Origin of the sequence: Bradyrhizobium sp. WYCCWR 12699 (assembly GCF_032144035.1) — a bacterium.
In the GTDB taxonomy this organism is placed as follows: Bacteria; Pseudomonadota; Alphaproteobacteria; order Rhizobiales; family Xanthobacteraceae; genus Bradyrhizobium.
In genome coordinates this window covers 1,358,058-1,382,729 of sequence record NZ_JAVTJN010000039.1, presented here as the reverse complement: position 1 = coordinate 1,382,729, position 24,672 = coordinate 1,358,058, and the positions used below count along the sequence as shown (strand labels likewise).

The window sequence follows — 24,672 nt, the reverse complement described above, 5'->3', positions numbered from 1 at the left end:
GCCCCCGGTGCGCCGGAAGCAATCTCCAAGGACGGCCCTGGCGCTCACCGTGCCGGGGCCGTTTGCTTGTGAAGGTCTCCCGGCTAGTCTTCGGCGCCGCTTTCGGGCTCTCCCTGCGTGTGCCCGTCAGGTCCGCGGCCGAACACGCCGAAGCTGCTCGACTTCACGCCGGCGGCTGCGTCGACGTCTGCGGCAGCAAGTCCGAATCTAAGAAGTTCGCGGACCGCCGCAGCCCGCGTCGGCATACGATGCTTGAACCGGAAATCGTCAACGGCGGCCAATTCTTCCGGCGAGAGCATGACCTGAAGCCGCTCGGCGCGAAGATCGTTCATGGTCGTCCCGCAAAATGAGTAGATTGAGTAGTTTACTCAACGACCCAACTTGGGGAAAGTTCCACAAGAGGCGACGGAGTCCCCAAATGAGTAGAAATAAGCAGTAAAATCAATGGTTTAGTATTGAACAATGGGAGCGGTCGCGCATTCTCCTTGAGAGGGAGAAAAGCCATGACGGATGAAGTCAGGTTGCCCCGTAAGCTTTCCGAAGAGCCCGAAGCCGCCAAACCGGTGCGGCCGAGCCACCAGAAGGTCATCGAACAAGTCGAGCGCTGGGCCAACAGCCCTGGGCTGCAACCACCGAGGACGGAAGATGCGAAGACGGTCTGAGCCCCATACATTCGAACAACGTCTCACGGCGCAGAAGCTGCGGCTCGAGCATGAGCTGTCGGGCCTGCCGGACGGACGCCAGCGCGAAATTGTTCTTGCGCGTATCGACCAGCTTCAGACCGCTGCCGAGATGTACGGCTTTCTGATGCTACGGGGAGATGCCGCGGCCGTTCGCTGATGGCCCGATGCACCCGGTCCGCACCGTGCGAGAGGTGATGCGAAGCTTTCGCCTCAGCCACCACGCCGAGACCGAAACCGTCGCCCACGCCAGAATGGCGGCGACGAAGGCGCCAATCGTGGTCATCGAAACCACGACATAAAAGACGCACGCGAATGCCGCGAGACCGATGCTTCCGAGGCCGGCACCTGCAGCGTCGAGCGCTGCGGCCTGTTGCCCGCGCCTGTCTCCGCTGAGGCCGGCCTTTTCCTTGGCGCGGCGCTCATGGCTTTCGATCAACGTCGCGCTGGCGCAGAAGATGGCGGGGAGCGCGAGGAAGAGCCCGCCGACGGAAACGCCGAAATAGCTGCCGAGGAGGCCTGCTGCGACCGTTGCAAGGCCGCCAAGCGCGAAACGCACCGCGTATTCGTACCAATGCGTTTGCTTGAGCGAGGATGTCGACAGCTTCACCGGCATCACGCGGCGCCTCCGAAACCGGCAAGCAAACCGAACGCGACGACGATCCAAACCGCAAATGCGAGGATCGTCGCCGGCAGCGCCCCGAGACGAAACCGCATCAGCAGATGGCAGACGGCGAGGCTGTAGCAGCCGAGGGCGACCGCGCCGTAGATCATCGTCCAGCTTTCGGCGGCGACATATTGCGGGCCGTGCTGGACGACGGCGATGCCGAGCGTGGCGAGGGCGACGGATGGTGCGGCACCGAGGAGCCCCGCAAAACTCTTCGGCCGGAGCATGTCGCCTGCGATCGCGAAGGCGGAGACGATCAAGCCGCCGGCAACGAAACGCATGACATATTCCATCATGACAAGCCTCGCGAAGCCGACGCTCGCCGCTGCCTTGACCTTGCCAGCGTGAACGGCCTGAACGATCGCTCGACCATGACGCCAAGGACAAAGCCCGCGACCACGTCGCTCGCCCAATGTGCGAGAAGCACCACGCGCGTCAATGACAAGGTGACGGCGAGCGTGCGTGCCAAGCGGCGCCAGGTGGCCGGCAACAGGCCGGCGGCCGAGGCGAGGGCGCCCATATGCACGGCGTGACCGGAAGGAAACGCGTCTCGCGACCGTCCCGAGAAGGGGACGCCATGCCGGTGCCCTGTGACTGTCAACCGGTCAGGCCTGGTCTGATCGAACACCGATTTCAGAACATGCGGCAGTACGGCCGTTGCGAAGGAGACCATCAGGATGTGATTGGCAACGGGGCGATGCTGCGGATGCCGGAGGCGGGTGTAAAGCCATCCGGCCGCAGCGAGCGCGAGGAGCACATGCTCGTCGGCGCCCCAAGTCAGTGCTTGCGCGGTGTGCTCGAGGCTTGAGGTCGTGTTGTCTGCGATCCCGTTCGCGATCGCCGTATCGATCCGGGTGGGTTTGACTGTTACGAGCGCCATCGGTCAGCCGGCGATGTTTCCTCCATGACAGTTTTGTAAAAGCTGGGAGACAAGGATGGTTCCTGTGCCCGTAGGACTTCCGCCGCGAGGCCCGACTACGGCTGTCCGGATCCGCCGGCGGCGCCATATACCTGGCCAGTCGCATAGCTGGCGTCGGCGGCCGCAAGCTGCACATAGATCGAAGCGAGCTCGACCGGCTGGCCCGGACGGCCGAGCGGTGTAATGCCGCCAAATTTTTCCAGCTTCTCCATCGTGGCTCCGCCGGAGACCTGCAGCGGCGTCCAGATCGGCCCCGGCGCGACGCCGTTGACGCGGATGCCCCTGGAAGCGAGCTGCTTGGCCAGTGACTTTACGTAATTCATGGTCGCCGCCTTGGTCTGCGCATAGTCGTAGAGATCCGGCGAGGGATCGTAAGCCTGCTCCGATGTCGTGCCGATGATGCAAGCGCCGGGTTTGAGATGAGGCAAGGCCGCCTTGATGATCCAGAACGGCGCGTAGATGTTGGTCTTCATGGTCGCGTCGAAATCCTCCGACGAGACGTCGAGGATGGAGGCGCGGGTCTGTTGCCGGGCCGCGTTATTGACGACGATATCGAGGCCGCCGAGACCTTGCACCGCCTGCTCGACCAGCCTGCCGCAGAAGGCTTCGTCCTTGAGGTCGCCGGGGACCGCAAGTCCGATGCGTCCTTCCTTCTTGATCAGCGCGATCACTTCCTGGGCGTCGGATTCTTCCGCCGGCAAGTAATTGATGGCGACGTCGGCGCCCTCGCGCGCGTAGGCAATCGCGGCGGCGCGGCCCATGCCGGAATCGCCGCCGGTGATCAGGGCCTTGCGGCCGGCGAGCCGGCCCGAGCCCTTGTAGCTGGTCTCGCCATGATCGGGCCGCGGCTCCATCTGGCCGGCGAGGCCTGGCCAAGGCTGCGACTGCTTCTTGAACGGCGGCTTCGGATAGCGGCTGACGGGATCGATCAAGGCGTGCTCGGCCATGGACGTCTCTCCTTTCGCTGCAGACGCCAGCGAAGCCGCCGCGAGCGTAGCGCTCGCGCCGTGCATGACGTGGCGGCGGGACAATGAGGTTTTGCTGGGATTCGACATGATGCTCTCCGCGGTGGCCAGAGCTCAATGCGCGGAGACGGTCGATGTTGCCAGGCGAAGGACGCCGGGCATGCCCGACGTCCTTCAGCAATGCGTTACTTGGTGGACTGGCCGACGCTCGGGGCCTTGCCGAGCTCCTTGGCCATGTCGAGATGGTGCTTGAGCGCCGGCAGCGTCTTGCCGGCCCAGTCCTTCAGCGCGGAATTGTCACCGCCCTTGGCATAGCGCTCGAACAGCGACACCGCATCCTCATGGGCGCTGACCTGGTAGGAGTTGTAGTCCGAGCTGAAATCCTTGCCCGAGGCATTCCTAAGCTTGTCGAGCTTGCTCTGGTGCGAGCTGTCGAGCGCCGTCGGAAGCGTCGCCTCGACCTTCTTGTCGCCGACCAGGCCCTTGAGCTCGGTGCTGGTCTTGGTGTGATCGGTGATCATCTGCTGCGCGAAACTCTTCTCCTGGGCGTTGCCCTTCTGCTCGGCGAGCTTGCTCGACTCGATCTCGAACATGTCGCTGATCGCGACCTCCTTGACGAAGTCGGCGGTCGAAGGTGCGACGCCGAGCGCCGAATTGACGCCGGTCTTCTCGCCCAGCGACTGGGCGAGCGCGGGGCCTGCGAAGAGCACGCAAGCAAGGGCGATGACGGCACGTTTCATGTGTGGTCCCTCCAATTGGACGCGCGGCCGCTAGCCGCGCCATGTTGCGCCGATCAACACGCCTCGGGGGCCGTGGTTCCTAACGATCAATCCGTGGGATTGCGCCCGGTGCGCGGATTGATCGGATCGGTCGGCTTGCGTCGAAGCCGCTCGGGCAGAAACGGCTCGTCGGAGGCGGCCGTGGCGTCGGCCCGCACGTCGGCATGCCGCTGCGCGCGCTCATGCGCCGTCTTATTGTCGTTGATCTGCCGCTTCACATCGAGGCCATGGACGGGATCGTTGACGCCGTGCTGGATGTCGCGGAAGTCGCTCATGGTTCACCTCATTGCTTTCCGGGCAGGATTGTTTCGAGCACCTGCCGTGCTGCTCCCTTGATCATCCCGCCTTCGTTCGGGTCGCCCTTCATCAGGGCGAGGGAGAAGTTCTTGGCTTGTTGCAGCGTGATGTGCGGCGGCAGCGGCGGCACTTCGGGATCGGTCTTCACCTCGAGCACGACGGGCATCTCGCATCCAAGCGCCTGCTCCCAGGCCGAGCCGAGCAGCTCTGGGCTGTCGACGAAGATGCCGCGCAGGCCGATGAGCTCGGCGAAGCGGGAGTAGGAGACGTCGGGAATGCGCTGCGAGGCCTCGAATTTCGGGTCGCCGTTGATAATGCGCTGCTCCCATGTGACCTGGTTGAGGTCCTCGTTGTTGAAGACGCAGACGACGAGGCGCGGATCCTTCCAGCTGCGCCAGTATTTCGCGGCGGTGATCAATTCCGCCATGTTGTTCATCTGCATCGCGCCGTCGCCGACGAGGGCAATCACCGGCCGATCCGGATGGGCATACTTTGCGGCGAGCGCATAGGGCACAGCGGCGCCCATCGAGGCGAGGCCGCCGGAGAGCGAGGCCGTCATGCCGCGCCGCATCTTGAGGTCGCGCGCGAACCAGTTGGCGCAAGAGCCGGAATCGCTGGTGACGATCGCCCGCTCGGGCAGGCGCGGGGACAGTTCCCAGGCAACGAGCTGCGGATTGACCGGGGCTGCGGGCTGATGTGCCCTTCCGTCCAGCGTTTTCCACCATTTCGCGACGTTATCTTCGATTCCCTGGCGCCAGGCGCCGTCGCTGCTGGGTTTCAATCGCGGCAGCAATGCGCGCAGTGTCTCGGCGGCGTCGCCGACGAGGCCGACATCCATGGGAAAGCGGATCGACAGCATGCTGGCGTCGATGTCGATCTGCACGCCGCGCGCGGCGCCTTCCCTCGGCAGGAATTCGGCGTAAGGGAAGGCGGAGCCGACCATCAGCAGCGTGTCGCACTCCATCATCATGTTGTAGCTGGGCTCGGTGCCGAGCAGGCCGATCGAGCCGGTGACCCATGGCAAATCGTCGGGCAATACGGCCTTGCCGAGCAGCGCCTTGGCACAGCCCGCCGACAGCCGGTCGGCGACGGCGATCACCTCGTCGGTGGCACCAAGCGCGCCGGCGCCGACGAGCATCGCAACCTTCTTGCCGGCATTGAGCACCTCCGCGGCGCGATCGAGATCGGCCTCGCGCGGCGTGATGCTGGGTGCGCTGTAGCCGATGCCGGAATGCAGCGTGCTGCGGGCGTGGGGCGGGCTTTCGTAAGGTTCCTCCTGCAGGTCGTTGGGCAGGATGATCACGGTCGGGGTCCGCCGCGCCAGCGCGATCCGGACCGCGCGGTCGATCAGGTGCCGCACCTGGGCAGGCGAGGATGCCTGCATGACATAGGCGCCGGCGACGTCCTTGAACATCGAGAGAAGGTCGAGCTCCTGCTGGTAATGCCCGCCGAGGGCATTGCGGGCCTGCTGGCCCACGATCGCCAGCACCGGCTGGTGATCGAGCAGCGCATCGTAGAGCCCGGTGACGAGATGCGAGGCGCCGGGTCCGGAGGTCGCGATGCAAACGCCGAGCTGGCCCGAGAATTTCGCGTAAGCGGTCGCCATGAACGCCGCCATCTCCTCGTGCCGGGCCTGCACGAAGCCGATCTCGCCGTCCTGCCCCTGGGCCCGGTTCATCGCGCCGAACACGCCGTTGATGCCGTCGCCGGGGTAACCGAAGATGTGGCGCACGCCCCATTGATGCAGACGCTGGACGATGAAGTCGGAGACGGTCTGGGACATCGCGCGAACCCTGGCTGAGTGGATGAGCTCAGAACGGCTGCTTCCCTGCGATGTTCCTGTCTCGTGCCTGGGAACACGGACCGGAACGATCGCTGCCCCCTCGCGGTTGATTCAGAAATGGCTGAGTGGAGAATGACGATGCTGAATCAGGGCGAACTGGACCGCGACGAAATGGGTCGGCTGATCGGAAGCGACAAGGTCGAGGGAACATCGGTCTTCGGGGCCGATCGAAACAAGATCGGCTCGATCGAACGGGTGATGATCGACAAGATCAGCGGCAAGGTCTCCTACGCGGTGCTTGGCTTCGGGGGATTTCTCGGCCTCGGCAATGATCATTATCCGTTGCCCTGGCAATCGTTGAAATACGACACCGAACTTGGCGGTTACATTACCGCGATCACCGCCAAGGATCTGGAAGGTGCTCCCAAATATAGCGAGCAGACCGAATGGAACTGGAGCGATGACGCTGCTGTGCGCGGTATCAATTCCTATTACGGCGTCCCGTTCGCGTAGCAGAAGGATGAACCAATGAGCAAGGAACGGCCCACCGACGATCCCCGTAATCAGAATGATTGGGGTTCGCACAGGCAAACGGACAAGCCCTGGAAGGGCAATCCGGAGAAGGAGCAGGGATCGGACGAGGTGAAGCCCGACCTCGAGAAGTGGCATCGGACCAAGACGCACTGAACCAAACGATTTCGCGGAATAAATAGGGAGCGCAGCAAGCACAATGCTGCGCTCTATTTTTGTTGGCAGCGCGATCACGAATGACGGCGGCACGCTGGGTGTGCGGAACCATGTTGCGGCGCCGTGGTTAGGCCCGCGGCGCGCACGACCGGTGCAAATCGGCTTGGTGCCAGCTCAATCCCGAGAGAGGTTGTTGGCCGTGGATGCTCAGACACGGGAGCGTGGGCCGTCCGCGGAGCAGCCGCAGAGGGCGAAGGACGCTCCACCACCGAATCCCGATCCGCCGCGCGACGCCAAGGATCAACCGGAGAAGCCGGCGCCGTCGCTGCGAGACCGGCTTCGCGAGCATTGGCTGCTCGCAACCGCCGGCGCCCTCGTGCTGATCGCCGCGATCGTCGGCGGTCTGCTCTACTGGCTCGAGGTGCGCCATTACGAATCCACCGACGATGCGTTCGTCGCGGCGCGCAGCTTTTCGGTGGCCTCGAAGGTCGGCGGCTATGTGACCGACATTCCCGTCACTGACAACCAGCATGTCAGCGCCGGCGATCTTCTCGCCAAAATCGACGAGCGCGACTATCGCATCGCCATCGAACAGGCGGGCGCGCAGGTCGCCGTCTCCAAGGCGAACATTGACAATGTCGAGGCGCAGATTGTTTCGCAAGAGGAGCAGATCAAGCAGGCCCAGGCGCAGCTCGAGCAGGCGCAGGCCCAGCTTCAATTCGCGCAGGAGGAGTTCAAGCGCGCGGAAGAGCTGGTCGAGAAGGGCGCCGGCACCGTGCAGCGCCAGCAACAGACCCGCTCTGATCTCCAGGCGCAGCAGGCCAACACCGAGCGCGCCAAGACGGCGGTGACGTCGGCGCAACTCGGCATCAAGACGCTGCAGGCCCAGCTTGAAGGCGCCAAGGCGCAGCTCGCGCAGTCGCAGGCGCAGCTCGACCAGGCGAAATTGAACCTGCAATACACCAGCGTCGTCGCGGCGCAGTCCGGCCGCGTCGTCAAGCTCTCGGGCGCCAAGGGCACGTTCGTCACCGCCGGCCAGAGCCTGATGATGTTCGTCCCCGACGAGGTCTGGATCGTCGCGAACTACAAGGAGACGCAGCTGAACGACATGCGTCCGGGCCAGCCGGTCGAGATTCGCATCGATGCCTATCCCGGTCGCAAGCTCACCGGCCATGTCGATTCCGTGCAGCCGGGCTCCGGCACCGCGTTCAGTCTGCTGCCGGCCGAGAACGCCACCGGCAACTACGTCAAGGTGGTGCAGCGCGTGCCGGTGAAGATCGTGGTCGACAACTGGCCGGCCGATCTGCCTGTCGGTCCCGGCATGTCGGTCGTGCCCTGGACCAGGGTGCGATGACGGACGCCGCGCAAGGCGGCGCGTCTGCGGGCGGCTGGTCGCCGGAACGTTCGGCGGCCGGAGGGCACAATCCCTATCTCATCGCCTTCGTGGTCTCGATCGCGACCTTCATGGAGGTGCTCGACACCACCATCGCCAATGTCGCGCTGCGTCACATCGCGGGCAGCCTCGCGGTCGGCATCGACGAGAGCACCTATGTCATCACCAGCTATCTGGTCGCGAACGCCATTGTGCTGTCGATCTCGGGCTGGCTGTCGACGGTGATCGGCCGCAAGCGCTTCTATATGATCTGCGTCGCGACCTTCACATTGTCCTCGTTGCTGTGCGGCTTCGCCTGGAATCTGCAGTCGCTGGTGCTGTTTCGCATTCTTCAGGGCCTCGGCGGCGGCGGCATGGCCACCAGCGAGCAGGCGATCCTCGCCGACTCCTTCCCGCCGCACAAGCGCGGCCAGGCCTTCGCGATCTACGGCGTCGCCGTCGTGGTCGCACCGGTGATCGGCCCGACACTCGGCGGCTGGATCACCGACACCTACACTTGGCATTGGGTGTTCCTGATCAACGTACCGATGGGTCTGTTGTCGCTGTTCCTGGTCGGGACGCTGGTCCGGGAGCCCTCAGGCGCGGAGGAGGAGAGGGAGAGGCTGCTCAGCAAGGGCCTACGCGTCGACTATATCGGCTTCCTGCTCGTCGCGATCGGGCTCGGCTCGCTCGAATTCGTGCTCGATGAAGGCCAGCGCAACGACTGGTTCGGCTCGAACATGATCATCATGTTCGCGCTGCTCGCCGCCGCCTGCCTGCTCGCGCTGATCCCGTGGGAGCTGACGCGCGAAGATCCCATCGTCGATTTGCGCCTGCTCGGCCGCCGCCAGTTCGCCGCCTGCTTCCTGGTGATGCTCGCCACCGGTGCCGTGCTGATCTCGACCACGCAGCTCCTGCCGCAACTGCTCCAGACCGAGCTGAACTACACGGCGATGCTGGCCGGCCTCGCGCTGTCGCCGGGCGGCATCGCGACCCTGGTGCTGATGCCCGTGGTCGGCCGCCTCGTCAGCTCGGTGCAACCGAAATACCTCATCATGTTCGGCGCGGCGATCGTCGCGTTCTCGATGTGGCATCTCACGGGACTGACCGGCGACATCACCTACGGCTACGCGGCGCTGTCCCGCATCTTCCTTGCGCTCGGTCTGCCATTCCTGTTCCTGCCGGTGACGACCGCGTCCTATGACGGCGTGCCACCGGACAAGACCAACCAGGCCTCGGCCCTGATCAACGTCGCCCGCAACATCGGGGGATCCATGGGCGTCGCGCTGGCCCAGACGGTGCTGGCGCAGCGCCAGCAATTTCACCAGAGCCGCCTGATCGAGCACGCCGCACCCTCCGATCTCGGCTATCAGCAGACCATCGATGCGATGACGCGCTACTTCCAGGCGCAGGGCTCCAATGCGAGCGATGCGGCGTCGCAGGCGCTGGCCTGGGTCGGTCGCACCTTGCAGCAGCAGGTCGATCTGCTCGCCTACATCGACGTGTTCTGGACGCTTGCGATCGTCGCGGTGCTGATGATCCCGACGGCAGCCGTGCTGCGGCCGATCAAGCTGGGTGGGCCGGCGCGGGGGCATTGAGGAAGCCTTGCCTGCAATCTCAGAGAAAGGGTGACCGCGGCGCGAAAGTCCGGCTAGACTGCACCCAATCCAAAGCCAAATTCCGGGAGGAGAGTGAAGTGAAGACCGCGATCACCGAGCTGTTCGGCATCGAGCACCCCATCATCCAGGGCGGCATGCATTTCGTCGGCTTCGCCGAGCTGGCCGCCGCCGTCTCCAATGCCGGCGGGCTCGGCATCATCACCGGTCTCACGCAGAAGACGCCGGAGCTGCTCGCCAAGGAGATCGCGCGCTGCCGCGACATGACCGACCAGCCGTTCGGCGTGAACCTCACCTTCCTGCCGACCTTCGCGGCGCCGCCTTATCCGGAATATATCGCGGCCATCGTCGAAGGCGGCATCAAGGCGGTGGAGACCGCAGGCCGCAGTCCGGAGCAGTACATGCCGGCGCTGAAGGCCGCCGGCATCAAGGTGATCCACAAATGCACCTCGGTCCGCCACTCGCTGAAGGCCGAGCGCATCGGCTGCGACGCCGTCAGCGTCGATGGCTTCGAGTGCGGTGGTCACCCCGGCGAAGACGACATTCCCAACATGATCCTGCTGCCGCGCGCGGCAGAGGAATTGAAGATTCCGTTCGTCGCCTCCGGCGGCATGGCGGACGGGCGCAGCCTGGTCGCGGCCTTGTCGCTGGGTGCGGCCGGCATGAACATGGGCACGCGCTTCATCGCCACCAAGGAAGCCCCTGTCCATCAGAACGTGAAGAACGCGCTGGTCGCGGCCACCGAGCTCGACACCCGCCTGATCATGCGTTCCTTGCGCAACACCGAGCGCGTGTTGAGGAACGCCAATGTCGATCGCCTGATCGAGATCGAGCGCGAGAAGGGCGACAAGCTGAAGATCGACGACATCCACGACCAGGTTGCGGGCGTCTACCCCAGGATCATGCTGGAAGGACAGATGGACGCCGGCGCCTGGAGCTGCGGCATGGTCGCCGGGTTGATCCACGACATCCCATCCTGCAAGGAACTCATCGATCGGATCATGGGGGAGGCGGAACAGATCATCCGCAGCCGTCTGATGGGGTTCCTGGATGGGACGGCGGCGACGCGAAAGGTCGCCTGACACCGCCAAACTTCTTAACCACGGCGGCACTTGGCCACTGGAATTCCACGCGACGCCTCCCAAATAAGGGTAAATTACCCTTTCAAAATCAATTTCAGGAGGCGTCCGTGGTCCTGAAAAGCGGTTCTTTTGCAATTGCCGTTGCCCTCGTGCTCGCATGGGGCGGCATCGCGCGCGCTGACGACTACAAGCCAAACGAATATCTCGGTCTCGATCTCTCCAGGGCCGTGCTGTCTCCAAAACGTCTCGGGCCTGAGACGCAATTTGCACCGGTCGCCCTCGAAGCGCGCGGCGGCAACGAGGCGCAGGCGCGCGCGGAGCCCGTCGACGTGCCGAAGAAGGTGGCCGCCGAACGCGTCCGTGCGGCCGAGCCGAAGAGCGCGCATGCGAGGCCCGCGCAGCCGCGCGGCGCAGCCCGCACCAAGCTGGCGCATCGTCACGGCAACCCGCTCGACGCGCAGGCGATGGACACCCGCATCCAGACCTGGCCCTGCCGCTCCGGCGGCATCTGCAACTGGAAGCACTGAACGGGGGGCACCCCGTCATCCCCGCGTCGCAAAACCGTAGGCGGGGAGTCAAGAAACCGTAAGCTGGAAGTTAAGGAGCGCAGGCACCTTCCGTCGCGATTCGACGAAGGTTTCCTGAATGGCAACGCTCCGCGCATCGCGCGCGTGGACCCGGCGGCAATTCCTGGTCCGTTCGACTTCAAGCCTGGCGGTTGCCTCGCTCGGCACGCTCGCGACACCCTATCTCAGCCGCGCCGCTGATCGTCCGCAAGTCGCAGGCGGCATTCAGTCGGGCGACGTCTGCGATGGCTCCGCCGTCATCTGGGCGCGTGCCGACCGTCCCGCGCGAATGCACGTGGAGTGCTCGACCGTCGAGAGCTTCAAGACCATCATGGCGTCGGCTTCGCGCGGTGCGCTGCCGGACGCGGATTGCACCGCAAAGCTGCAGCTCGACGACCTGCCGCCCGGGCAGGACATGTTCTATCGCGTCCGCTTCGACGACATCGCAACCGGCCTTCGCGGCGAAAGCCGCATCGGCCATTTCCGCACCGCGCCGGCAGCAGGCCGGTCGATCTCGTTCGTGTGGTCCGGCGATGTCGGAGGGCAGGGCTGGGGCATCGACATCTCGCGCGGCGGCTATCGCAGCTATCGCACCATGCTCGACAACCGACCGGACTTCTTCATCCATTCCGGCGATCACATCTACGCCGACTGCACGATTCCTGCCGAGCAGAAACTGCCGAACGGCGAGACCTGGCGCAACCTCGTGACCGAAGAGAAGTCCGAGGTCGCGCACACGCTGGCGCAGTTTCGCGGCAATTACAAATACAACCATCTCGATGAGCACTTCCGCGCCTTCCACGCGGAGGTGCCGATGTTCGCGCAATGGGACGACCACGAGGTCACCAACGATTGGTCACCGACCGGCAGCTACGATGACGCAGGCTTTGAGGATGACGGCACCCCGCGCCTCGTCGCACGCGCTCGCCGTGCCTTCTTCGACTTCATGCCGATCCGCGACATCGGCGTGCGGCAGGGCCGGGTCTATCGGAAGATCGCTTACGGTCCGCTGCTCGACATCTTCATGATCGACATGCGCAGCTATCGCGACGACCGTTGGAACAAGGGCAGCGACCATCGCGGCTGGATCCTTGGTGCCGAACAGCTCGCCTGGCTCAAGCGCGAGCTTGCCGCCTCGCGCGCGACCTGGAAGGTGATCGCGGCCGATTTGCCGATCGGCCTGATCAGCCTGGACGCCGTCGCGCTCGGCGACGGGCCGCCTGATCGGCGCGAGCACGAGATCGCCGATCTTCTCAGCTCCATCAAGCGCGCCGGTGTGCGCAACATCGTCTGGCTCACCGCCGACATGCACTACACCGCCGGGCACTACTACGATCCGAACAAGGCGCAATTCAGGGATTTCGAGCCGTTCTGGGAGTTCGTTTCGGGCCCGCTGCATGCCGGCACCTGGGGTCCCGCCGAGCTCGACAACACCTTTGGGCCCGTCGCGATGTACCAGAACGGCTGCAGCGCGGCGCAGGGCGATAATCTGGCGCCGTGCTTCGGCCTGCAGTTCTTCGGCCGCGTCGACATCGACGGCCCGACCGGCGTGATGACCGTGACCTTGAAGGACGTCGACAACCGCAGCCTCTGGTCGGTCGACATCGCACCGCAGCCACAGGCGCGACCTGCGGTGGTTGCGCAGCATTCGTGAGGGGCGGATAACCTCTCCGCGTCGTCATGCCCGGGACAAGCCCGGGCATGACGTCGAGGACGCATCGCGCATCCCCGCTCTAACCCGATCTTGATTGGCCGCAGCGCTGCTCCCGCGCTAGATTGGCTACTCCCGCCACCTCTTTTCCATCACCAAAGAGTCTGTTTCCAACGCCCTCACGGCGTGGCCGGCGGGATGCAATATGTCAGGAGCCTGTTCATGGACAATCTGAAGACACAGGGCATCAGCATGCCCAAGCTCGGCCTCGGCACCTTTCGCATGCAGGGAGATGCCTGCCGCGCCGCGGTCGAGAGCGCGCTGTCGATCGGCTATCGCCATATCGACACCGCCGAGATGTATGCCAATGAGGAGCCGATCGGATCAGCCATCGCCGCGTCCCGCCTGCCACGCGCCGAGCTTCACGTCACGACGAAGGTCTGGCACGAGAATCTCAGCCCCGACGCGATCCGTCGTGCCTTCGATGCGAGCCTGAACAAGCTCCGGCTCGACCATGTCGATCTCTATCTCGTGCACTGGCCCTCGACGGCCGCGAACTGGGGTGCGGTGTTCGAGACCTTGATGAAGCTGAAGGAGGAGGGACGTACCCGCGCCATCGGCGTCGCCAATTTCACCACGGCGCTGCTGAAGATCGCGGTCGAGGACGTCAGGGCGCCGATCGCCTGCAATCAGGTGGAATATCACGCGATGCTCGATCAATCGAAGGTGCGCGCCTATCTCGCGGCGAAGTCGATCCCGCTCGTCGCTTATTGTCCGCTGGCGCAGGGGCGCATTGCATCGGACCCGATGCTGGCCGAGATCGGCGCCAGGCACAACGCGACCGCCGCGCAGGTGGCGCTGAAATGGCTGCTCGACCAGGACGGCGTCGCCGCGATCCCGAAAGCCTCGCGCCGGGAGAGCCAGCAGGCCAACCTCGATGCGCTGAAGATCACGCTCGACGAAGCCGATCGCAAGAAGATCGCCGCGCTGCCGAAGGATCGCCGCTGCGTCAATCCGGGCTTCGCACCGGCGTGGGATTAGTTCGATCCCTGATGCGCAAAGAAATGGCCCCGTGAGGGGCCATTTCCAAATGCGCTCTCAATTAATCCCAGTGGCGATGGCTGCGCTTGATCACGACGACCTTGTCGCGATGATGGCCGCGATGCCAGCCGTAATCGCGATGGCCGCGGAATTCGGCGCGGGCGCCGTAGGGACCGTGATGATGATGGTGATAACCGCCACGCTTGATCACGACCGTTTCCGCGCTTGCCAGCGTCGGCGCCGCGATCACGAGTGCACCCAGGGCCGCAACCACATAACCAAGCTTCTTCATGATGTCCTCCTCGAAATTCGAATGCACATCTAAACCGCGCACTGATGCGAACGTTCCGGGAGAATCGCAGGAGAATTCTGAACAGCTGTTCAGGTGGCTAGTCGCAACGCTGCTGCGTCGGCGTGGGCGCGCCGGTGGCGACGTATTTGCCGTCCTTGATCGTATATTCGCCGCGCTCGCTGCGATTGTAGATCGCGCGCAGGCTGCCGTCCTTGAGGAGCAGCAGCCCGAATTCACGGGCCTGATGCAGCAAGGGGAAGTACACCATCACATTGAGCAGGCCCTCGGCGTTGACCGTGGCCGACACCACCTCGTTCTCGTCCCTGGCCTCGCCGAAATTGCGCCGGTACATCACCCGGCCGTCCTTCCGGATCTCGTAGGTCAAGAGCGCGCCCTTGTCGCGGTCGGGCCGCGCCGCGCAGTCGACCGCCCATGAGCCGAGCAGCCCCCATTGCTCGACCGTCGCGGCCAGCGTCTCGGCGCTTGCGGTGGGGGTGACCGCCACCCACAGCATCGCAGCCGCGATCCAGCGGCCCAAACCACGCGTCATGTCCTGAAAGAACCCCCGCCTCGAAGAATTCCAAAGTGTAGCATCCCGTCGGCTGCCGTCCATGGCGGCCGCTCGATCGCTCGCGAATTTGATCCGCGTCAATGAGGCCGGACTTTTCCGGGGTAGGATGACGCTTCCCGAAGGCGAACCTGGATAGACCAATGCTGAATCAAGTCATGGATTTTGCGGGCGAAGTGCTGCCGGGGAGCTGTGCCGTGCCGCCTTATTCCGAGACCGAGTTTCTGACCGAGCTGGGCGATCGCCTGCGGTCCTCGCGCATGCGCTGCGACCTCTCGCGCCGCGAGCTGGCCCGCCGTTCCGGGATTTCCGAGCGCTATATCGCCCAGATCGAGGCCGGCAAGGGCAATGTCTCGATCGTCCTGCTGCTGCGCCTGGCCTCCGCAATCCACGGCAGTCAGCCGCAGGCGGCCTGACGCTTGGAGGGGACCGCCATGGGGCAGCTCGTACTCGCCGCCAAGGTCACCCACGTTCCATCATTGATGCTGTCGGAGCTATCAGGCAGCCCGCTCCGCGCCGCGCGCGAGCCGGCGGTCAGTTCCTTGCGCGAGCTGGGCCGCCGGGCGAAAGAGCGCGGCGTCACCTGCTTCGTGGTGTTCGACACCCACTGGCTCTCCAATTTCGGCTACCACATCAATGCCAATGCGCGGCATCGCGGCTCGTTCACGAGCCACGAAGCGCCGCAGATGATCCAGGATCTGCGCTACGATCTGCCGGGCGACACGGGCCTGGCGAAAGCCATCGCTGAGAGGGCTGGGGACGCAGGCCTCAACGTGATCGCCCATGAGGTGGCGAGCCTCGGGCTCGAATACGGCACCGTCGTGCCGATGCACTACCTGAACCCGGACGGCTTTGCGAAGGTCGTCTCGGTGGCCTCGCCGCTCTTCACCTCGTTCGAGGAGAGCCGGATCCTCGGTGAAGCGACCCGCCGCGCGATCGACGAATCCGGTGAGCGGGTCGCAATCCTCGCCAGCGGCTCGCTCTCGCATCGGCTCTGGCCGAACAAGAAGCTGGGCCCCGAGGCGTGGACCTCGGTCGCCAGCGAGTTCAACCGCCAGGTCGATCTGCGCGTGCTCGAGCTGTGGCAGAGCCGTCGCTACCGCGAATTCCTCGACATGCTCCCAGACTACGCCACCAAGTGCAACGGCGAGGGCGGCATGGCCGACACCATCATGCTGTTCGCCGCGCTCGGCTGGTACGACTATCGCGGCGCCGCCGAACAGCTCTGCGACTACTTTCCCTCGTCCGGCTCCGGCCAGGTCAACGTGGAGTTTCACATCGAGGCGTGAGGCCGCGGCCTCAGGCCCGCTTCTCCACATTGGCGCTGCGGGCGGGCACGCCGAATTCCTTGCGGCAGACCTCGGCCAGCACGGCGACGCCCTCGCGGATCTGCTGATGCGAGGGACTTGCAAAGCACAGCCGCAGCCGCGCGCTGGAATGGCTCTTGTTGGTCGACCATTCCGGGCCCGGATTGATCGAAACGCCGGCGGCGAGCGCGGCCTGATAGAGCTTCAACGTATCGACCTGATCCGGCAGCTTGACCCAGAGGAAGATGCCGCCCTTGGGCTCCTCGAACTCGGCGGCTGTGCCGAACTGCTCGTTCAGCGCTTCCATCAGCGTGTCGAGCTTGGTGCGCAGCGCTTTCGTCAGCGCCGGTACATGGCTTGCGAAATGCGGCTTGCAATAGGTCGCCAGCACCATCTGCTCGAGCGCGCCGGAGCCCGCATCCGTCTTCAGCGCCAGCATCCGCGACATCACCTCCCAGGGCGCCACGATGAAGCCGACGCGCAGTGCCGGCGCGATCGATTTGGAGAACGAGCCGATATGGATGACGCCGCCGCTCTCGCTCATCGCGTGGATCGCCGGCGGACGCTGCCCCGACCAGACGAGGTCGGCATAGCAATCGTCCTCGAAGATTGGCACACCATACTCGGTCGCGAGCCGCACCAGCTCGGCGCGGCGGCTCTCGGGCATGATGCTGCCGGTCGGATTCTGCACCGTCGGGATGGTGTAGATGTATTTGGGCCGGATGCCGCGGCTCTTCAGATCGGCCAGCGTCGCGGCCAGCAGGTCCATGCGCATGCCGTCCTTGTCGAGGGGAACGCCGACGACGTTGACGCCGAGCCGCGCCAGGCGGGTCAGGGAGCCCTGATAGCTGTCCTGCTCGAAGATCACGGTGTCGCCGCGGCTCAGCAGTGTCGCGTTGACGAGGTCGAGCGCCTGCAGTGAGCCGGAGACGATCAGGAGATCGTCGATGGTGCAGGTGATGCCGGCATCGCGCTTGAGCTTGGTCACCAGGAATTCGCGCAGTGGCAAGTAACCCTGCGGGCCATGCGCCAGCCCATAAGTGGCGAGCGAGCGTCCCTCGCGCCGCAGCACCGTGTTGGCCGCTTCGACCAATTCGTCGAGCGGTACCTGTTCGGAATCGTTGTTGCCGCCGACGAAGCTGTATTTGGCAAGGCCCGTCCAGCGCCCAGAAGGGGCCGGCAGCCCTGCCGGAAACAGGGGGGCGAAGTCGAAGCTGGACGTCATGGGGGCGTTCCTCGTTTTGTTCTTGTTGAGCAGCCGGCGTTGCACCGGGCGCCTTGTTGTTTCCGTCCGCCCCCCGGGGGGCGGGCGCGCTTACTTCTTGCCGGCCGTCCGGGTCGGACGGCCCTGGCTGATGAAAGCGTAATGTGCATTGGCGACGCCGCCAACCATCAGCGCCTCGACCACGGGCTCGGCGATCTCGCCTGTCGCGGCCCAGTCGACCAGGAAATTGGCCCCGGTCCCGCCGCGCACGTCGTCGGTCGGAATGAAGATCGAGATCGTCGCCAGAGGCTTCAGGGCGACCTGTCCCTTCAGGTAGGTCTCGACCTGCTTGCCTGCGGTGTCGAAATAGGCGATGCGTTTGACTACCAGTGCTTGCGTCTCGGAGGCGTTGTGAACACTCAAGGTCACCGAGAAGTCGACGCGCAGCTTGCCCTGGCTCATCGCCACGCTGGAATAGGCGGGCACGTAGAACCCGCCGGAGACGGCGAGTTCCTGGTTCGGCATTGCGGTGAGGGAATCGGCAAAGTTCTGTTCAATATTGACCTTGGATTGTGCGGCAGCGGGCACGGCAAAGGCGAGAGAGCATAGCAGCATTGCTGCGAACAACGCTTCTCGCATGTGACGAATTGCTCGCTTGCCGCGCCGCAACCCGCCTCTAGGGTGCGGCAAAACGGACCAATTTGGTATGCACGAGCTCATTCGCGACATCACTCTCTGTATTCTGTTTGCCTGGATGCTGGGCCTGCTCGCCCATTTCTCCCGGCAGCCGCTGATCCTGGCCTATCTTATCGCCGGCTTCTGCATAGGTCCATTCGGCACCGGCTGGGTCCACTCGCAGGAATCGATCGGCGTCATCTCCGAGCTCGGCCTGATCTTCATGCTGTTCATGATCGGGCTGGAGATCGACCTGAAGAAGATCGTGCGGGCGGGAAAGGTGATCCTGTTCGCGGCGGGCGGCCAGCTGCTCGGCGGCTGCCTGCTCGGGGTGTTGTTCTTCGTCGGCATCGGCCTGTCGCTCGGCGGCGGGCACTTCGATGCGGTCTATCTCTGCGTCGCCTGTGCGCTGTCGAGCACCGTGATCATCGTCAAGGTGCTCTACGAGAAGCGCGAGCTCGACACGCTGCCGGGGCGCATCACGCTCGGCGTGCTGGTGCTTCAGGACATCTTCGCCATCCTGTTCCTGGCGGTGCAGCCGAGTCTTGCCAATCTGCAGGCCAGCGTCATCCTGCTCTCGATCGGCCGCGTCGCGGTGCTGGTCACTGCTGCGCTCCTGGTCAGCCGCTACGTGCTGCCGCGACTGTTCCACCAGATCGCCCGGCGGCCCGAGCTGATCCTGCTCGGCGCGCTGGCCTGGTGCTTTCTCGTCGCCGAGACTGCCGAACGGCTGTCGCTGTCGCGCGAGATGGGCGCCCTGATCGCCGGCGTCTCGCTCTCGACCTTTCCCTACGCGCTCGACGTCACCGCCAAGGTCACCACGCTCCGCGACTTCTTCATCACCCTGTTCTTCGTCGCGCTCGGCATGACCATTCCCATCCCCGGCCTCTCCGTGATCGGACTGGCGCTGATGATCGCGGCTTTCACGGTGGTGAGCCGCATCGTCACCACCTTCACGCCGCTCTATCTGATGAAGCAGGGCCTGCGCGCCAGCCTGTTGCCGGCGCTGAACCTTGCGCAGATCTCCGAGTTCTCGCTGGTGGTGATCCAGACCGGCGTCAACGATCACCATATCGCAGCGCAGACAGCCAACGCCGCCTCCTTCGCCTTCGTGGTGCTGGCGGTGCTCTCGACCTTCGCGATGAGCCGGAGCGACGAGATCACCCGCTGGGCGATCGGCCCCCTGAAGCGGATCGGCCTTAGGGATCTCGACCATGGCAGCGGCCATGGCGAGGAGGGGCACGAGGGCGGCCACGGCGAGGCCCGCCGTATCGTCATCCTCGGATTTTTCCGTGCGGCGAGCGCGCTGCTGGCCGAGATTGAACGGCAGGCGCCGGTGCTGCTCGAGCAGATCACGGTGGTCGACTTCAACCCCAATGTGTACCAGACCCTGCTTTCGCGCGGCCTGCACGTGATCTACGGCGATATCAGCAATGTCGATACGCTGCTCCATGCCGGCATCGGCAAGTCCGAGATGATCATCCTCAGCGTGCCGGATTCGCTGCTGAAGGGCGCCACCAACGAGAAGCTGGTCCGCCACGTCCGCGCGCTCAATCCGACCGCCCTGATCGTCGCCACCGCCGACCTGCTGGCCGATGTCGGCGCGCTCTACGAGGCCGGCGCCAGCTACGTCACCGTGACCCGGCTCAGCGATGCGCACGAGCTGTTCACGGTCATCGAGGCGGCCCAGGCAGGCCTTCTCGCCGACAAGCGCGCCGAGCTCGATCAGCGTCTCGGCGAGCGCCGCGAAGTGTTGCCCTGAGGGCGGCCGTCCGCCTTCCGCTCCGGCTGGCTGCGCCCATATCCCTGGTATCTTCGGTGCAAGCCGGGCCCCGGATGGTCCGCCGCCCGGAATAAGCGGTTGCGTCCAGAACACTAGCGCCCCGCCCCAAGTCCGGCTAAGCCTCCCGCTCATAACCGATAGAGATTGGGACATGCCCGATAGCGTTCAGGAAGTTCTGCAGGCCTTTGCCCGGGGTGAGCTCGTGGTCGTCACCGACGACGAGGACCGCGAGGGCGAGGGCGATCTGATCGTCGCCGCCTCGCTCTGCACCGCCGAGAAGATGGCGTTCATCATCCGCCACACCTCCGGCATCGTCTGCGCGCCTGTCACCACCGAGGACGCGCGCCGCCTGCGGCTCGACCCGATGGTGGCCCATAACGATTCCGCGCACACCACCGCATTCACGGTCTCGATCGACTACAAGCCCGATGGCGGCACCGGCATCTCCGCCGAGGAGCGCGCCTCCTGCTGCCGCGCGCTGGCCAATCCCAACGTCGGCGCCAACGATTTTGCCAGGCCCGGTCACATCTTCCCGCTGATCGCCAAGGACGGCGGCGTGCTCTTGCGCTCCGGCCATACCGAGGCCGCCGTCGATCTCTGCAAGCTTTCAGGGCTGCCGCCGGTCGGCGTCATCAGCGAGTTGATGAACGACGACGGCAGCGTGATGAAGGGCGAGCAGGTCGCCCGCTTCGCCGCCCAGCACAAGCTGAAGCACGTCACCATCGCGGACATGATCGCCTACCGCCAGGCGCGCGAGAAGCTGATCGAGCGGGTCTCCACCTTCGTCACCGAAAGCCCGATCGGACCCTTGCAGGGCTATGCCTACCGCTCGCCGTTCGATTCCATCGCCCACGTCGCGTTCGTCTACAACGGCGTCGGTGACGGTAAGAACGTGCTGACGCGCTTCCACAAGCCGAACATCGTCAAGGACATTTTTACGGGGCACAAGCGCATGGCGGCGGTGCTCGAGCATTTCAAGAAATCGGGCCGTGGCGTGCTGGTCTATTTGCGCGATGGCGCGGCCGGCGTGCCGGTGTCGGCGTTGCCGGACGAGACCGCAACGGAGGCCGACCGCAACCGGCAGTGGCGCGAGGTCGGCGTCGGCGCGCAGATCCTGCGCGATCTCGGCGTCACCTCGATCCGGCATCTCACCTCCTCGGTGCACGACTACAAGGGCCTGTCGGGCTTCGGCATCGAGATCGTCGCCAACGAGCAGCTCGAGAGCTGACACGTCGTGTCGCCCCCGGGATGGCGCTGAAAGCGCCCCGGAATGACGAAACCAGGATGCAATTGCACTTGTTGCCGCGGCGCTTTACTTTGTCGGGCAAATTTTGACGGAACCAGACGAAAGGACGTTTCATGAGCGTGCGCCCTCAGGCCAAGGACAAGCCGGCTGCGGCTTCATTCCAGTGGGACGATCCGTTCCTGCTCGACGAGCAGCTCACCGAAGACGAGCGCATGGTGCGCGACACCGCCCGCGCCTACGCCCAGGACAAGCTGCTGCCGCGCGTCTCCAAGGCCTATCTCGAAGAGAAGACCGACCGCGAGATCTTCAACGAGATGGGCGAGCTCGGCCTGATCGGCATCACCCTGCCTGAGGAATATGGCTGCGCCAATGCGAGCTACGTGGCTTACGGTCTGGTCGCGCGCGAGATCGAGCGGGTCGATTCCGGCTACCGCTCGATGAACTCGGTGCAGTCCTCGCTGGTGATGTACCCGATCTACGCCTATGGCGACGAGAACCAGCGCAAGAAGTACTTGCCGAAGCTCGCCAGCGGCGAGTGGGTCGGCTGCTTCGGCTTGACCGAGCCGGACGCGGGCTCCGATCCGGCCGGCATGAAGACGCGTGCCGAGAAGGTGGCTGACGGCTATCGCCTCACTGGCAGCAAGATGTGGATCTCGAACGCGCCGATCGCCGACGTGTTCGTGGTCTGGGCCAAGTCGGCCGCGCACGACAACCAGATCCGCGGCTTCGTGCTGGAGAAGGGCATGAAGGGCCTCTCCGCCCCGAAGATCGGCGGCAAGCTGTCGCTGCGCGCCTCCATCACCGGCGAGGTCGTGATGGACGGCGTCGTGGTCCCCGAGGACGCGCTGCTGCCCAACGTCTCCGGCCTGAAGGGTCCGTTCGGCTGCCTCAACCGCGCCCGCTACGGCATCTCCTGGGGCGTGCTCGGCGCCGCCGAGGACTGCATGCATCGCGCCCGCCAGTACACCCTGGACCGCAAGCAATTCGGCAAGCCGCTCGCCGCGACCCAGCTGGTGCAGAAGAAGCTCGCCGACATGCAGACCGAGATCGCGCTGGGTCTCCAGGGCTCGCTTCGCGTCGGCCGCCTGATGGACGAGGGCAAGTTCGCCCCCGAGATGATCTCGATCATGAAGCGCAACAATTGCGGCAAGGCCCTCGACATCGCCCGCGTCGCACGCGACATGCACGGCGGCAACGGCATCTCGATCGAGTACCACGTGATGCGCCACGTCCATAACCTCGAGACGGTCAACACCTACGAGGGCACCCATGACGTCCACGCCCTGATCCTCGGACGTGCGATCACGGGCATTCAGGCGTTTTTCTGAGCTCGAGAGTCGAGGTAGGAAACTCTGACGTCATGGCCGGGCAAGCCCGAAGCACGTCTTCGCGCTAGATGTCCCGGCCATCCACGTCTTAGGGCCGCGCGAAGAACGCGGATGCCCGGCACAAGGCCGGGCATGACGAAGTCAGCAAGGTATGAGCAAGCCATGTCCGACAATGACGACGTCCCGTTCAACCGCAATTTTCCGCTGAAGCCCGGTATCGTCGAGGAAGTCCGGCCCGGCGTGCGCCGCGTGCTCTGCAACAATCCGAGCCCGTTCACCTTCACCGGCACGGTCAGCTACATCGTCGGCCGGGGCAATGTCGCGATCATCGACCCCGGCCCGGACGACGCGGCACATGCGGCTGCGCTGCTCGATGCCATCAGCGGCGAGACGGTGAGCCATATCTTCGTCACGCATACCCATCGCGACCATTCGCCGAACACCACGCGGATCAAGCAGGTGACGGGCGCGCCGGTCTATGCCGAAGGCCCGCACCGCGCCTCGCGCCCGCGTTTCGAGAGCGAGAAGCACAATCCGGAATCCGGCTCCGATCGGGATTTCGTGCCCGACATCAGGATCGCAGATGGCGATGTCGTCGAAGGCGACGGCTGGCGGCTCGAAGCGGTGGCGACGCCGGGCCACACCGCCAATCATCTGGCCTTCGCCTGGCCGGAGCGAAAGTTCAACTTCGTCGGCGATCACGTAATGGGCTGGTCCACCTCGATCGTGGCGCCGCCCGACGGCTCGATGATCGACTACATGGACTCGCTCGACCGGCTCGCCGCGCGCGAGGAGGACCTCTATTTCTCCGGCCACGGCCCGGAAATTCCCGACGGCCAGCGCTTCGTGCGCTTCCTGATCCGCCACCGCAAGGCGCGCGAGGCCTCGATCCTGCACCGCCTCGCCAAGGGCGAGACCGACATCCCGACCATGGTCCGCGCAATCTATATCGGCATCGATCCCCGGCTGACGACGGCCGCCGGCTATTCCGTGCTGGCGCATCTGGAAGATTTGGTCGCCCGCGGCGTAGTGGCGACGGATGGCGATCCCGTGATCGGCGGAACGTATCGGATGGCTTGAGGGCGAATGGCGAATAGGGAGTAGCGAATAAGGTGGCGTCCACTCGCTATTCGCCACTTCCCATTCGCTACTTCTTCACCGTCTTTGCCGGTGGCTTCGGCGGCGTCACCGGCGTCTTCTTCACCGGCTTGAGCGCGTCGGCATCGGCGGCGGTGTTGAGATCGTCGATGAATTTCTTGACGCGCGCGGCGTTGCTGCCGAGATCGCTGTCGAAATTGCGCGAGGCCGAGCGGATATCGACGCGGGAATCATCGCCGTCCGCCACGAACCTGATCGAAATGTCCTCGCGAAAACCCATGATCGGCGTCCGCGCCACCGCCTCGATGCGGCCGATGCGGCGCGGCGGCTGGGGTGCACGCTCATCGATGACGATCCATTTGCGCTTGTTGACGAGCTGGAGCGCGATCGCATAGGCGCGGTCGACGGAAATCTCGAGCTCGACGGGCTCGATGTCGGGATAGAAGTGGCGCTGCTGCTCCGCCGAATAGAGGCCGGCATAGACCGCGGTGTTGGTACCCTCGCCGGTGCGCAGGCGCGCTAAGGCCTCGAAACGCGGCGGGTCGATCGGGTCGGTGGTGATGTCGTAGATCGCCGGCAGCTTGCGATATTGCAAGGCCAGATAGGCGGGATAGGCGAGGATCGCTCCGTCGATCAGGAACGCGAGCAGGATGCGCGCCATGCCGCGCGAGCCGTTCTGCCAGATCGCGGCAAATCCTAAGAGCCCCAACAGGATCGAGAGGCCCGCGATCGCGAGTCCGCCGAAGAAGGTCGCCAGCGCCGGCTTCGGCTCCAGGAAGTCGAAGCGGACGATGATGACCGACACCACCACCGCCACCACCGCGAACACGGCCAGATTGCGCGCCCAGCTCGCGAGGCTGGACACGGGCTCCGACTGATAGGGAGCGGAAAACCTGCGGGCCATCGAGTGAGCTCTGCCGGGGTTGGCGATGCCGGCCAGTGCGGCGCGACGATGCGCCGTTGAGACCACGGCGCGGGGGCAAATTCAAGGGAGACCGGACTGTTACGGCCCGGACGAACCGTCATTCCGGGTTCGATGCTTCGCATCGCCCCGGAATGACATTCG

At 64.8% G+C, this 24,672-nt stretch carries 29 protein-coding genes; 16 read left to right on the top strand and 13 right to left on the bottom strand.

Annotated features, from left to right (window positions below; genetic code table 11):
• Positions 1-83 precede the first annotated feature (83 nt).
• The gene (locus RPS27_RS37160; protein WP_212065485.1) at positions 84-332 is read right to left on the bottom strand and encodes a hypothetical protein; all 249 of its coding nucleotides are present in this window, start codon (positions 330-332) and stop codon (positions 84-86) included.
• A gap of 171 nt (positions 333-503) precedes the next feature.
• On the opposite strand from RPS27_RS37160, the gene RPS27_RS37155 reads away from it, so the two are divergent.
• A complete protein-coding gene (locus RPS27_RS37155; RefSeq protein ID WP_194406715.1) occupies positions 504-662 on the top strand; it encodes a hypothetical protein in 159 nt (52 codons plus the stop codon).
• Entirely contained in the window at positions 646-840 is a 195-nt protein-coding gene (locus tag RPS27_RS37150; protein ID WP_194406716.1) for a hypothetical protein, read from the top strand. Before RPS27_RS37155 ends, RPS27_RS37150 begins: the two co-directional genes overlap by 17 nt.
• Here RPS27_RS37150 and RPS27_RS37145 read toward each other — a convergent pair.
• From RPS27_RS37145 to RPS27_RS37115, 7 genes are all read right to left on the bottom strand, one after another.
• The gene (locus tag RPS27_RS37145) at positions 811-1,296 is read right to left on the bottom strand and encodes a hypothetical protein (protein ID WP_212065484.1); all 486 of its coding nucleotides are present in this window, start codon (positions 1,294-1,296) and stop codon (positions 811-813) included. The two genes, RPS27_RS37150 and RPS27_RS37145, sit on opposite strands and share 30 nt — an antisense overlap.
• Complete coding sequence (locus tag RPS27_RS37140) at positions 1,296-1,643, bottom strand: DUF3147 family protein (RefSeq protein WP_194406718.1); 348 nt, start codon at positions 1,641-1,643, stop codon at positions 1,296-1,298. Before RPS27_RS37140 ends, RPS27_RS37145 begins: the two co-directional genes overlap by 1 nt.
• Entirely contained in the window at positions 1,640-2,227 is a 588-nt protein-coding gene (locus tag RPS27_RS37135; RefSeq protein WP_212065483.1) for a phosphatase PAP2 family protein, read from the bottom strand. Before RPS27_RS37135 ends, RPS27_RS37140 begins: the two co-directional genes overlap by 4 nt.
• A 95-nt stretch (positions 2,228-2,322) precedes the next feature.
• The gene (locus tag RPS27_RS37130) at positions 2,323-3,213 is read right to left on the bottom strand and encodes an SDR family oxidoreductase (protein WP_409517582.1); all 891 of its coding nucleotides are present in this window, start codon (positions 3,211-3,213) and stop codon (positions 2,323-2,325) included.
• A gap of 203 nt (positions 3,214-3,416) precedes the next feature.
• Positions 3,417-3,971: a DUF4142 domain-containing protein gene (locus RPS27_RS37125; RefSeq protein WP_212065481.1), complete on the bottom strand. Its 555-nt coding sequence runs from the start codon at positions 3,969-3,971 to the stop codon at positions 3,417-3,419.
• Between the two features lie 86 nt (positions 3,972-4,057).
• Positions 4,058-4,285, bottom strand: coding sequence for a hypothetical protein (locus RPS27_RS37120; protein ID WP_194406722.1), 228 nt, complete (start codon positions 4,283-4,285; stop codon positions 4,058-4,060).
• An 8-nt stretch (positions 4,286-4,293) separates the two neighbouring features.
• The gene (locus tag RPS27_RS37115) at positions 4,294-6,090 is read right to left on the bottom strand and encodes a thiamine pyrophosphate-requiring protein (protein ID WP_212065480.1); all 1,797 of its coding nucleotides are present in this window, start codon (positions 6,088-6,090) and stop codon (positions 4,294-4,296) included.
• 138 nt (positions 6,091-6,228) lie between these two features.
• On the opposite strand from RPS27_RS37115, the gene RPS27_RS37110 reads away from it, so the two are divergent.
• From RPS27_RS37110 to RPS27_RS37075, 8 genes are all read left to right on the top strand, one after another.
• Positions 6,229-6,603 carry a PRC-barrel domain-containing protein gene (locus RPS27_RS37110; protein WP_212065479.1) on the top strand — a complete coding sequence of 125 codons (375 nt, stop codon included), beginning with the start codon at positions 6,229-6,231 and terminating at the stop codon, positions 6,601-6,603.
• A gap of 15 nt (positions 6,604-6,618) precedes the next feature.
• The gene (locus RPS27_RS37105) at positions 6,619-6,777 is read left to right on the top strand and encodes a hypothetical protein (protein WP_211419335.1); all 159 of its coding nucleotides are present in this window, start codon (positions 6,619-6,621) and stop codon (positions 6,775-6,777) included.
• Positions 6,778-6,976: 199 nt separating this feature from the next.
• Entirely contained in the window at positions 6,977-8,131 is a 1,155-nt protein-coding gene (locus RPS27_RS37100) for an HlyD family secretion protein (RefSeq protein WP_212065478.1), read from the top strand.
• Positions 8,128-9,747: a DHA2 family efflux MFS transporter permease subunit gene (locus tag RPS27_RS37095; protein ID WP_212065477.1), complete on the top strand. Its 1,620-nt coding sequence runs from the start codon at positions 8,128-8,130 to the stop codon at positions 9,745-9,747. Before RPS27_RS37100 ends, RPS27_RS37095 begins: the two co-directional genes overlap by 4 nt.
• Before the next feature lie 98 nt (positions 9,748-9,845).
• Positions 9,846-10,847 carry a nitronate monooxygenase family protein gene (locus RPS27_RS37090; protein WP_212065476.1) on the top strand — a complete coding sequence of 334 codons (1,002 nt, stop codon included), beginning with the start codon at positions 9,846-9,848 and terminating at the stop codon, positions 10,845-10,847.
• Between the two features lie 107 nt (positions 10,848-10,954).
• A complete protein-coding gene (locus RPS27_RS37085) occupies positions 10,955-11,374 on the top strand; it encodes a hypothetical protein (protein WP_212065475.1) in 420 nt (139 codons plus the stop codon).
• 118 nt (positions 11,375-11,492) lie between these two features.
• Positions 11,493-13,067: an alkaline phosphatase gene (locus RPS27_RS37080; RefSeq protein ID WP_212065474.1), complete on the top strand. Its 1,575-nt coding sequence runs from the start codon at positions 11,493-11,495 to the stop codon at positions 13,065-13,067.
• 219 nt (positions 13,068-13,286) lie between these two features.
• Positions 13,287-14,105: an aldo/keto reductase gene (locus RPS27_RS37075; protein WP_212065473.1), complete on the top strand. Its 819-nt coding sequence runs from the start codon at positions 13,287-13,289 to the stop codon at positions 14,103-14,105.
• Between the two features lie 61 nt (positions 14,106-14,166).
• On the opposite strand, the gene RPS27_RS37070 is transcribed toward RPS27_RS37075, so the two are convergent.
• Together RPS27_RS37070 and RPS27_RS37065 are read right to left on the bottom strand one after the other, a co-directional pair.
• Positions 14,167-14,397 (bottom strand): hypothetical protein, encoded by a 231-nt coding sequence (locus RPS27_RS37070; RefSeq protein ID WP_194406730.1) that lies wholly within the window; start codon positions 14,395-14,397, stop codon positions 14,167-14,169.
• Between the two features lie 97 nt (positions 14,398-14,494).
• Positions 14,495-14,947: a hypothetical protein gene (locus RPS27_RS37065; RefSeq protein WP_212065472.1), complete on the bottom strand. Its 453-nt coding sequence runs from the start codon at positions 14,945-14,947 to the stop codon at positions 14,495-14,497.
• A gap of 161 nt (positions 14,948-15,108) precedes the next feature.
• Between RPS27_RS37065 and RPS27_RS37060 the strand changes: the two genes are divergently transcribed.
• The gene (locus RPS27_RS37060; protein WP_128916759.1) at positions 15,109-15,381 is read left to right on the top strand and encodes a helix-turn-helix domain-containing protein; all 273 of its coding nucleotides are present in this window, start codon (positions 15,109-15,111) and stop codon (positions 15,379-15,381) included.
• Positions 15,382-15,399: 18 nt separating this feature from the next.
• The gene (gene hpaD / locus RPS27_RS37055; protein ID WP_212065471.1) at positions 15,400-16,254 is read left to right on the top strand and encodes a 3,4-dihydroxyphenylacetate 2,3-dioxygenase; all 855 of its coding nucleotides are present in this window, start codon (positions 15,400-15,402) and stop codon (positions 16,252-16,254) included.
• A 10-nt stretch (positions 16,255-16,264) separates the two neighbouring features.
• Here hpaD and RPS27_RS37050 read toward each other — a convergent pair whose 3' ends face one another.
• Both RPS27_RS37050 and RPS27_RS37045 read right to left on the bottom strand, forming a co-directional pair.
• Positions 16,265-17,497, bottom strand: a complete 1,233-nt coding sequence (locus RPS27_RS37050) for a PLP-dependent aminotransferase family protein (RefSeq protein ID WP_212065470.1) — start codon at positions 17,495-17,497, stop codon at positions 16,265-16,267.
• Between the two features lie 90 nt (positions 17,498-17,587).
• Positions 17,588-18,115, bottom strand: a complete 528-nt coding sequence (locus RPS27_RS37045) for a DUF3124 domain-containing protein (RefSeq protein WP_310473232.1) — start codon at positions 18,113-18,115, stop codon at positions 17,588-17,590.
• Positions 18,116-18,182: 67 nt separating this feature from the next.
• On the opposite strand from RPS27_RS37045, the gene RPS27_RS37040 reads away from it, so the two are divergent.
• The 4 genes from RPS27_RS37040 (at position 18,183) to RPS27_RS37025 (ending at position 23,588) form a co-directional block, all read left to right on the top strand.
• On the top strand, positions 18,183-19,913 hold the full coding sequence (locus RPS27_RS37040) for a cation:proton antiporter (RefSeq protein ID WP_212065469.1): 1,731 nt from the start codon (positions 18,183-18,185) through the stop codon (positions 19,911-19,913).
• 172 nt (positions 19,914-20,085) lie between these two features.
• On the top strand, positions 20,086-21,162 hold the full coding sequence (ribB, locus tag RPS27_RS37035) for a 3,4-dihydroxy-2-butanone-4-phosphate synthase (RefSeq protein ID WP_194406736.1): 1,077 nt from the start codon (positions 20,086-20,088) through the stop codon (positions 21,160-21,162).
• Positions 21,163-21,293: 131 nt separating this feature from the next.
• Positions 21,294-22,508: an acyl-CoA dehydrogenase gene (locus RPS27_RS37030; RefSeq protein ID WP_194406737.1), complete on the top strand. Its 1,215-nt coding sequence runs from the start codon at positions 21,294-21,296 to the stop codon at positions 22,506-22,508.
• Between the two features lie 162 nt (positions 22,509-22,670).
• Complete coding sequence (locus RPS27_RS37025) at positions 22,671-23,588, top strand: MBL fold metallo-hydrolase (protein WP_211419325.1); 918 nt, start codon at positions 22,671-22,673, stop codon at positions 23,586-23,588.
• A 67-nt stretch (positions 23,589-23,655) separates the two neighbouring features.
• On the opposite strand, the gene RPS27_RS37020 is transcribed toward RPS27_RS37025, so the two are convergent.
• The gene (locus tag RPS27_RS37020) at positions 23,656-24,510 is read right to left on the bottom strand and encodes a DUF1499 domain-containing protein (RefSeq protein ID WP_211419324.1); all 855 of its coding nucleotides are present in this window, start codon (positions 24,508-24,510) and stop codon (positions 23,656-23,658) included.
• Positions 24,511-24,672 lie beyond the last annotated feature (162 nt).

Excerpts from the sequence above, each read along its gene's own strand:
- RPS27_RS37030 (WP_194406737.1), top strand. The coding sequence starts at position 21,294 with ATGAGCGTGCGCCCTCAGGCCAAGGACAAGCCGGCTGCGGCTTCATTC.
- RPS27_RS37070 (WP_194406730.1), bottom strand. The coding sequence starts at position 14,397 with ATGAAGAAGCTTGGTTATGTGGTTGCGGCCCTGGGTGCACTCGTGATC.
- RPS27_RS37050 (WP_212065470.1), bottom strand. The coding sequence starts at position 17,497 with ATGACGTCCAGCTTCGACTTCGCCCCCCTGTTTCCGGCAGGGCTGCCG.
- RPS27_RS37125 (WP_212065481.1), bottom strand. The coding sequence starts at position 3,971 with ATGAAACGTGCCGTCATCGCCCTTGCTTGCGTGCTCTTCGCAGGCCCC.
- RPS27_RS37065 (WP_212065472.1), bottom strand. The coding sequence starts at position 14,947 with ATGACGCGTGGTTTGGGCCGCTGGATCGCGGCTGCGATGCTGTGGGTG.
- RPS27_RS37095 (WP_212065477.1), top strand. The coding sequence starts at position 8,128 with ATGACGGACGCCGCGCAAGGCGGCGCGTCTGCGGGCGGCTGGTCGCCG.
- ribB (WP_194406736.1), top strand. The coding sequence starts at position 20,086 with ATGCCCGATAGCGTTCAGGAAGTTCTGCAGGCCTTTGCCCGGGGTGAG.
- RPS27_RS37040 (WP_212065469.1), top strand. The coding sequence starts at position 18,183 with ATGCACGAGCTCATTCGCGACATCACTCTCTGTATTCTGTTTGCCTGG.
- RPS27_RS37105 (WP_211419335.1), top strand. The coding sequence starts at position 6,619 with ATGAGCAAGGAACGGCCCACCGACGATCCCCGTAATCAGAATGATTGG.
- RPS27_RS37115 (WP_212065480.1), bottom strand. The coding sequence starts at position 6,090 with ATGTCCCAGACCGTCTCCGACTTCATCGTCCAGCGTCTGCATCAATGG.
- RPS27_RS37135 (WP_212065483.1), bottom strand. The coding sequence starts at position 2,227 with ATGGCGCTCGTAACAGTCAAACCCACCCGGATCGATACGGCGATCGCG.
- RPS27_RS37120 (WP_194406722.1), bottom strand. The coding sequence starts at position 4,285 with ATGAGCGACTTCCGCGACATCCAGCACGGCGTCAACGATCCCGTCCAT.
- RPS27_RS37075 (WP_212065473.1), top strand. The coding sequence starts at position 13,287 with ATGGACAATCTGAAGACACAGGGCATCAGCATGCCCAAGCTCGGCCTC.
- RPS27_RS37025 (WP_211419325.1), top strand. The coding sequence starts at position 22,671 with ATGTCCGACAATGACGACGTCCCGTTCAACCGCAATTTTCCGCTGAAG.
- RPS27_RS37145 (WP_212065484.1), bottom strand. The coding sequence starts at position 1,296 with ATGCCGGTGAAGCTGTCGACATCCTCGCTCAAGCAAACGCATTGGTAC.
- RPS27_RS37060 (WP_128916759.1), top strand. The coding sequence starts at position 15,109 with ATGCTGAATCAAGTCATGGATTTTGCGGGCGAAGTGCTGCCGGGGAGC.
- RPS27_RS37110 (WP_212065479.1), top strand. The coding sequence starts at position 6,229 with ATGCTGAATCAGGGCGAACTGGACCGCGACGAAATGGGTCGGCTGATC.
- RPS27_RS37150 (WP_194406716.1), top strand. The coding sequence starts at position 646 with ATGCGAAGACGGTCTGAGCCCCATACATTCGAACAACGTCTCACGGCG.
- RPS27_RS37020 (WP_211419324.1), bottom strand. The coding sequence starts at position 24,510 with ATGGCCCGCAGGTTTTCCGCTCCCTATCAGTCGGAGCCCGTGTCCAGC.
- RPS27_RS37140 (WP_194406718.1), bottom strand. The coding sequence starts at position 1,643 with ATGATGGAATATGTCATGCGTTTCGTTGCCGGCGGCTTGATCGTCTCC.
- RPS27_RS37155 (WP_194406715.1), top strand. The coding sequence starts at position 504 with ATGACGGATGAAGTCAGGTTGCCCCGTAAGCTTTCCGAAGAGCCCGAA.
- hpaD (WP_212065471.1), top strand. The coding sequence starts at position 15,400 with ATGGGGCAGCTCGTACTCGCCGCCAAGGTCACCCACGTTCCATCATTG.
- RPS27_RS37160 (WP_212065485.1), bottom strand. The coding sequence starts at position 332 with ATGAACGATCTTCGCGCCGAGCGGCTTCAGGTCATGCTCTCGCCGGAA.
- RPS27_RS37080 (WP_212065474.1), top strand. The coding sequence starts at position 11,493 with ATGGCAACGCTCCGCGCATCGCGCGCGTGGACCCGGCGGCAATTCCTG.
- RPS27_RS37130 (WP_409517582.1), bottom strand. The coding sequence starts at position 3,213 with ATGGCCGAGCACGCCTTGATCGATCCCGTCAGCCGCTATCCGAAGCCG.
- RPS27_RS37045 (WP_310473232.1), bottom strand. The coding sequence starts at position 18,115 with ATGCGAGAAGCGTTGTTCGCAGCAATGCTGCTATGCTCTCTCGCCTTT.